Annotated in this window: 6 protein-coding genes; 2 read left to right on the forward strand and 4 right to left on the reverse strand. The window is 64.0% G+C overall.

Annotated features, from left to right (window positions below; translation table 11 throughout):
• Positions 1-233: 233 nt before the first annotated feature.
• From NE584_RS14570 to NE584_RS14585, 4 genes are all read right to left on the reverse strand, one after another.
• On the reverse strand, positions 234-1,103 hold the full coding sequence (locus tag NE584_RS14570; protein WP_108980646.1) for a DUF975 family protein: 870 nt from the start codon (positions 1,101-1,103) through the stop codon (positions 234-236).
• A 30-nt stretch (positions 1,104-1,133) separates the two neighbouring features.
• On the reverse strand, positions 1,134-2,732 hold the full coding sequence (locus NE584_RS14575; protein ID WP_108980647.1) for an MBL fold metallo-hydrolase RNA specificity domain-containing protein: 1,599 nt from the start codon (positions 2,730-2,732) through the stop codon (positions 1,134-1,136).
• Positions 2,733-2,819: 87 nt separating this feature from the next.
• The gene (locus NE584_RS14580) at positions 2,820-3,593 is read right to left on the reverse strand and encodes a Cof-type HAD-IIB family hydrolase (RefSeq protein ID WP_108980648.1); all 774 of its coding nucleotides are present in this window, start codon (positions 3,591-3,593) and stop codon (positions 2,820-2,822) included.
• A gap of 91 nt (positions 3,594-3,684) precedes the next feature.
• Positions 3,685-4,584, reverse strand: a complete 900-nt coding sequence (locus NE584_RS14585) for a hemolysin family protein (RefSeq protein ID WP_050623607.1) — start codon at positions 4,582-4,584, stop codon at positions 3,685-3,687.
• A gap of 186 nt (positions 4,585-4,770) precedes the next feature.
• Between NE584_RS14585 and NE584_RS14590 the strand changes: the two genes are divergently transcribed.
• On the forward strand, positions 4,771-5,139 hold the full coding sequence (locus tag NE584_RS14590; protein WP_050623608.1) for a VOC family protein: 369 nt from the start codon (positions 4,771-4,773) through the stop codon (positions 5,137-5,139).
• A complete protein-coding gene (locus tag NE584_RS14595; RefSeq protein WP_256183102.1) occupies positions 5,140-6,183 on the forward strand; it encodes an acyltransferase family protein in 1,044 nt (347 codons plus the stop codon). It abuts the gene before it with no gap.
• The last annotated feature ends 40 nt before the right edge of the window (positions 6,184-6,223 follow it).

Genomic DNA, 6,223 nt, shown 5'->3' on the forward strand with positions numbered 1-6,223 from the left:
CCTGCACAGGGGCGCGGCCCTCTGTGCCGATGGATGGGCGCCCGAGGGCGCGTACATAGTGACAATATCATACTCGTGTCCCGGGAAAATGTCCAGTAGATCCGGGAAAATTCACATTTTGCTCAAAAAATGACGAACCGTGCCCGCGGTTTTGTCGAAAGAGAGCGGCGCCCGGCCAGGCGCCGCTCTCATATCCATTTATCGGCTGCGCTGTGCCCACATTCCGGCGGACATCAGCTCTGCGCCTCCGTCTCCGGGGCGGCCGGCCGTCCCTCCAGGATGGAGCGGTAAAACAGGGCCTCCGCCGCCGTGCGGTAGGGGGTCAGCCACAGGGTGAGGGGCAGATTGATCAGGAGGGCCAGACCAGCGGCCGGGATGAGACTGGACAGGACGGAGTAGAACTGCGCGACCGAGTTGACCTGGGCCAGGATACCGGGGAGGAAGGGCAGATAGGCCAGCAGGGTGAGCAGGACGCCCAGCAGTTCCCAGCCCAGGAAGGAAACATACAGCTTGAACAGCTCCCACTTGCGCCCCCGCATCATCTCCACGCTGCGGCGGACCGCAGCCCCCGCGCCGTCGTCCGGGTAGTCGGCCAGCAGGTAGGGGGCCATGGCATAGCGGAGCATGATGGCAAAGACTGCCGCATAGATTCCTGCCATCACCAGCAGTTGCAGAAACAGGGAATCAAGGACAAAAAAAGCCAGGATGGTGGTCACAAAGATCAGAAGCAGGGACCACAGGAAGGTGAACAGCAGGATCAGCAGGTTCATGGCAATGACCCGCCCTGCGATGCCGAAACCCTCCAGCAGCGTCCCATACCCCGCCTGCTGGCTGCGGGTGACGCGGAGGGCCCACAGGCGATAGCCAAAGTCCATCACCCACAGATAGAGGGTCAGCAGGATGGAGATAAACAAGCTGAGCCATCCCACAGTTCCGCCCCAAAGCAGGTCCGCAGGCTGGAAGGTGGGGGCGAGCCAGCCTACCACAGTGCTCAATCCTTCGGTCAGCAGCAGATACACCAGGGTAACCAGCCAGAACACGGGGGCCGCCGCACGGATGGCCTGCTTGGCCTGCGCCTTCAGGCCTTTTCGGTCGATCTTCATATACGCTCCTCTCTCCTGCCCGGGGGCAGATCAAGCATCCCATTTCTCCATGATGGCCTTCAGCTGGTCGGCCAGCCGTCCCAGGTCCTTGTTGGCCCGGCCGCGGCTGCGGCCCACCATATCCTGGAGCTGTTTGGTCACGTCCACCAGGCGGACATAGGCCGCCGAAGGGGCGGAGGCGCCGCCAGTGGTCCGCTTGCCCTCCAGCACCACGCCCTTGGCCAGCATCCGGTCCGCAGCCAGGTCGTAGACCTCCTGGTACAGAGGTGCGTGGGCGGGGATGCCCCGCTGGTTCAGGTCCTCAGCAAACAGCTCGGTGACCGGCGCGTCTCCGTGGACCACAAAGACCTGCCGGGGCGCCGGCGCGATGTGGCCCACCCACTCCAGCAGGTGATCCCGGTCCGCGTGGGAGCTGAGCCCCTTGAAGTTGACGATACGGGCCCGGACGGCGATTTCCTCGCCGAACAGCTTCACCGTCTTGGCGCCCTCCAGCAGGCGGCGGCCCAGGGACCCCTCCGCCTGATAGCCCACGAAGACCACCGCGCACTCCGGCCGCCACAGGTTATGCTTCAGGTGGTGACGGATGCGGCCGGCGTCGCACATGCCGGAGGCGGAGATGATGATCTTGGGGGACGGGTCCATATTCAGTGCCTTGGACTCCTCCGTGGACTGGGTCAGGGTCAGGCCGGGGAAGGTGAACAGGTCGTCCCCCCCCTGGAGCACCGCAATGGCCTCCTCGTCCAGATAGCCGTGGAGGTCGCCGGAGTACACCCGGGTGGCCTCCGCAGCCAGCGGGCTGTCCACGCACACGGTGAAGTTGGGGGCGCTCTTCACCAGCCCACGGTCCTTGATCTCCCGGAGGAAGTAGAGCAGCTCCTGGGTGCGGCCCACCGCGAAGGAGGGGATCACGATGTTCCCACCCTTGGCGAACACCTCGTCGATGAGCTGGGCCAGAGACTCGGTGTAGCTCTCCGGCGGCTCATGGTTCCGGTCGCCATAGGTGGACTCCATGACCACATAGTCCGCATCCTCCACAAAGGAAGGGTCGCGGATAATGGGCTGGTCGATGTTGCCCAGGTCGCCGGAGAAGACGATCTTCCGCTCCACATCCCCCTCGGTGAGCCACAGCTCCACCTCAGAGGAGCCCAGCAGGTGGCCCGCATCGGTGAAGCGGACCCGGACTCCCTCGCACAGATCCAGCACCTGGCCGTACTCCACGGGATAGAGCTGCTGGAGGGCGGCCTCCGCGTCAGCCACAGTGTAGAGAGGCTCCACTGCGTCACGGCCGGCCCGCTTGCCCTTCTGGTTCTGCCACTGGGCGTCGCTCTCCTGGATATGGGCCGAGTCCCGCAGCATGATGGACAGGAGCTGGGCGGTGAGACGGGTGGTGATGATCTGCCCCTGGAACCCCTCCTTGACCAGCAGTGGCAGCCGGCCGGAGTGGTCGATGTGGGCGTGGGTGACCAGGCAGTAATCGATCTGGCCGGGGGCGAAGTCCAGGGCGTTGTCGTCGTGCTCGTCCCGGCCCTGCTGCAAGCCGCAGTCGATGAGGATCTTCCTGCCGTTGACTTCCAGACAGTGGCAGCTCCCCGTGACAGCGTGGGCCGCGCCGAAGAAACTCAGCTTCATACCAGTGTCCTCCTTTTTATATGCCGATTTTTCAGTTTTATTGTACACCTTTTTTGTCGAAAGTTCCAGTACAATCTCTCGCCGCCCTCAAATCAGGCCGAAATGGGCCAGCGCCTGGACCACGCCGTCCTCGTCTGCTGTTCCGGTGACCCAGTCCACCTGCCGCTTCATCTCCTCGTGGGCGCTCCCCATGGCCACCCCGATGCCCGCGTGGAGCAGCATGGACAGGTCGTTTTCCCCGTCTCCGAAAGCCATAGCGTCCTCCACCGGGATGCGGAAGTAGTCCAGAAGCGCGTCCATCCCCCGGTCCTTGCCCCCGCTGGGCGGGATTACGTCCAGGAAATTGGGGTGCCACCGGGTGGTCTTCAGGTGAGGGGCCCGGTCCAGCAGCAGATGCTCCCGCTCCTGGGTCAGGAAGGTCACCGCCTGATAGACCTCCCGGCCCCGGGCGTAGTCCGCAGGGCGCTGGAGGGGCATAGGGATGGACAGATCCCGGATGAACTGCCGGGTCATCTCGTTGATGCAGTTGATATAGATCTCCTCTCCCTCCAGGAAGATGCAGGAGAAGGCGTCGGTCCGGGCGGCGGCCACCAGCTCCTCCACCGCCTCAGGGGGCATGGGAGTGCTCCGCAGCACCTGTCCCTGGGCCGTGCAGTACTGGCCGCTGAGGGTCACATAGCCGTCGAAGTCAAAGACCTGTCGCACCGGATCCAGCATGGCGAGGTGCCGCCCAGTGGACAGGAACAGCTTGATCCCCCGCTCCCGCAGGGCCTGGAGGGCCTGGCGGACGGCTGGGGAGATCTGATGGGTCTTGAAGCTGACCAGCGTGCCGTCTACATCGAAAAAGATCGCCTTTGTCATGGGTGAAGTTCCTTTCTCTCTGATCTGCCCGCCCGGGGCGGAAAAAACAGGACCGCCGCAGGCAAGGCCGCGGCAGTCCTGAAGCGCGTCTCTATTCGCAGGCGGCAGCAGCGGGCGCCTGCTTTTCCACCAGGGCCCACTCCACCCGGCGGTCGCACAGCTCCTCCACCCGGATGCGCAGGCCCAGGGCCTCCACCACGGGGCGGCTCCCGTCCTCCGGGATGACCGCCAGCTGGGCAAAGACCAGCCCGCCCAGGGTGTCATAGTCCCGGTCCTCGTCCTCGGGCAGCTGGAAGTCCATGGCCTCGGCCAGCTCCTCCAGGTCAGCGGAGCCGGAGACCCGCCACAGGTTCTCCTCCAGCTGGATGATCTCCTGCTCGGCCTGGGGGTCAAACTCGTCATAGATGTTGCCCACCAGCTCCTCCAGCAGGTCCTCCAGGGTCACCAGTCCGCTGGTCCCGCCATACTCATCCACCACCACGGCCATGTGGATCTTTTTGCTCTGCATGTCACGGAAGAGCACGTCAGCCCGCACCGTCTCCGGCACGAAGTAGGCCGGGCGCAGCAACGCCCGCAGCTCCTGGGGACGTTCCACATGGAAGTTGAGCAGATACTGGCGGGTGGAGAGGATGCCCACGATGTCGTCTACGTTTCCCTGATAGACCGGGAAGCGGGACAGACCGGACTCCCGAATGGCGGAGAGAATGGTCTCCTCATCGTCATCCAGGGAGAGGGTCACCATATCGGTGCGGTGGATCATCACATCCTCCGCTGTGGTGTTGTTGAACTCGAAGACGTTCTCGATCAGTTCCTTCTCGTTGCGCTCGATGGCGCCGGACTCCTCGCCCTCCTCCACCATGGCCATGATCTCGTCCTCCGAGACCTCCTCCCCCCTGCGAAGCAGCCTCAGCAGAGGGCGGTAGAACAGCAGGATCAGGTTGCCGGCCAGGCTGACAAAAAACAGGATGGGCCATATATGGTCCGATGACACGGAAATTCCTCCTTAATACCCGGGGAATAAAATATAAACTATCATACCACGATTTGCCCCGCCCCGCAAGGGGACAAAACAGAGGTCTTGCCTGTCTTTGGACACTTTTCCGTTGAAAAATCGGCTTGTGCCCGATATAATGATAAAAAGACACCGGTCGTCCCGACCGGAAAGGAGCGAATGAACATGATCAAATTCAACCACTTCAATTTCAACGTCCTGGATCTGGACAAGAGCCTGGCCTTCTACAAGGAGGCACTGGGCCTGGAGCCGGTGCGGGAGAAGGAGGCCTCCGACGGCTCGTTCAAATTGGTCTACCTGGGGGACGGCCTGACGGAGTTCCAGCTGGAGCTGACCTGGCTGAAGGACCGGGACAAGCCCTACGACCTGGGAGAGTGCGAGTTCCACCTGGCTTTCGTCACCGACCAGTACGACGACTTTTATGCTAAGCACAAGGAGATGGGCTGCGTCTGCTTTGAAAACCCGGGCATGGGCATCTACTTCATTGCCGACCCGGACGGCTATTGGATCGAGATCGTGCCGGAGAAGAAATAAATGGCCCGGGGAGAGCGAAACGCCGGCTGGTCTGGCTTTTTCCTGACCTTCACCGTCTTTGCCGCCATCCTGCTGCTCCTGGCCCGAGAGGGCCATGGGGAGGCGGTCTCCGCCGGGGCGCGGCAGGTGCTCGTCATCTACGAGGGACTCACCTGCTGGGCGGTGCCGGCCCTGTTCATGTCCTGGGGGATGGCTGCCCTGGAGGAGGGAAAGCCATCCCTCACCGGGGCGCTGGCGGGGCTGGTCCTGCCGGCCTTCTGCCTGCTGCTCTTCTGGGGTGCGGCGTACGCCCTGGCGGCCCACCTGCTGGGCGGCGGGGCGGTGAGCTGGTCCGGCATCCTGGGTGCCCTGCGGTCCGCCGCCCTGGGGGATGTCTATTTCCACCTGCGGGTCCTCTACCCGCTGCTCGGCCTGTATCTGGTACACCCGGTGCTGCGCCGGTTCACCGCCGCGGCCAGCCGGGGGGAGGTGCTGTATTTTCTCCTCCTGTGCTTCCTCTTTGCCAGCCTGCTGCCGGCCTGGACGGCCTTCCACCCGGAGGGGGTGGTGGGTGCCCTGCTGGAGAGGCTCCAGGTCCATCTGGTGCTGGGGTATGCGGGCTATTATGTGGCGGGGTGGTATCTGCGCCACTATACCATCGGGCGGGTGCCGGAGTTTCTGCTCTACCTGCTGGGAATCCTGGGGCTGGTCCTGACTCTGGGTGGCGACGCGCTGCTGGGCGGCGGGCGGGAGCTGTGGTACAGCGACACCGCCCCCGGGGTGGCCCTGACGGCGGCGGCGCTGTGCGCTCTGTTCCGCTATGTGCTGGGGATCAGTGAGGAGCGGTCCCGCCGCCGGGCGGTCCATGCCCTGGGCAGCTATGTCTTCGGCGCCTATCTGATCCACCAGCTGTGGATGCTGCTTTTCCGGTGGCTGGGGCTGACGGTCACCGCCTTGGAGCCGGTGTTCTTTGTTCCCCTGCTGGCCCTGGTGCTGCTGGCCCTGTCCCTGCCCATGGCCTGGCTCCTGCGGCTGATCCCAGGGGCCGGAAAATGGCTGACCTGAGACGACAAAAGGGGGGGGGGGGGGCGGGGGGGGCGCCCCC

Origin of the sequence: Clostridium sp. DFI.5.61 (genome assembly GCF_024462915.1) — a bacterium.
Lineage (GTDB): Bacteria > Bacillota > Clostridia > Oscillospirales > Oscillospiraceae > Lawsonibacter > Lawsonibacter asaccharolyticus.

Bases quoted from the DNA above. Each gene is read 5' to 3' on its own strand.
- NE584_RS14570 (WP_108980646.1), bottom strand. From the start codon at position 1,103: ATGAAGATCGACCGAAAAGGCCTGAAGGCGCAGGCCAAGCAGGCCATC.
- NE584_RS14575 (WP_108980647.1), bottom strand. From the start codon at position 2,732: ATGAAGCTGAGTTTCTTCGGCGCGGCCCACGCTGTCACGGGGAGCTGC.
- NE584_RS14580 (WP_108980648.1), bottom strand. From the start codon at position 3,593: ATGACAAAGGCGATCTTTTTCGATGTAGACGGCACGCTGGTCAGCTTC.
- NE584_RS14590 (WP_050623608.1), top strand. From the start codon at position 4,771: ATGATCAAATTCAACCACTTCAATTTCAACGTCCTGGATCTGGACAAG.
- NE584_RS14595 (WP_256183102.1), top strand. From the start codon at position 5,140: ATGGCCCGGGGAGAGCGAAACGCCGGCTGGTCTGGCTTTTTCCTGACC.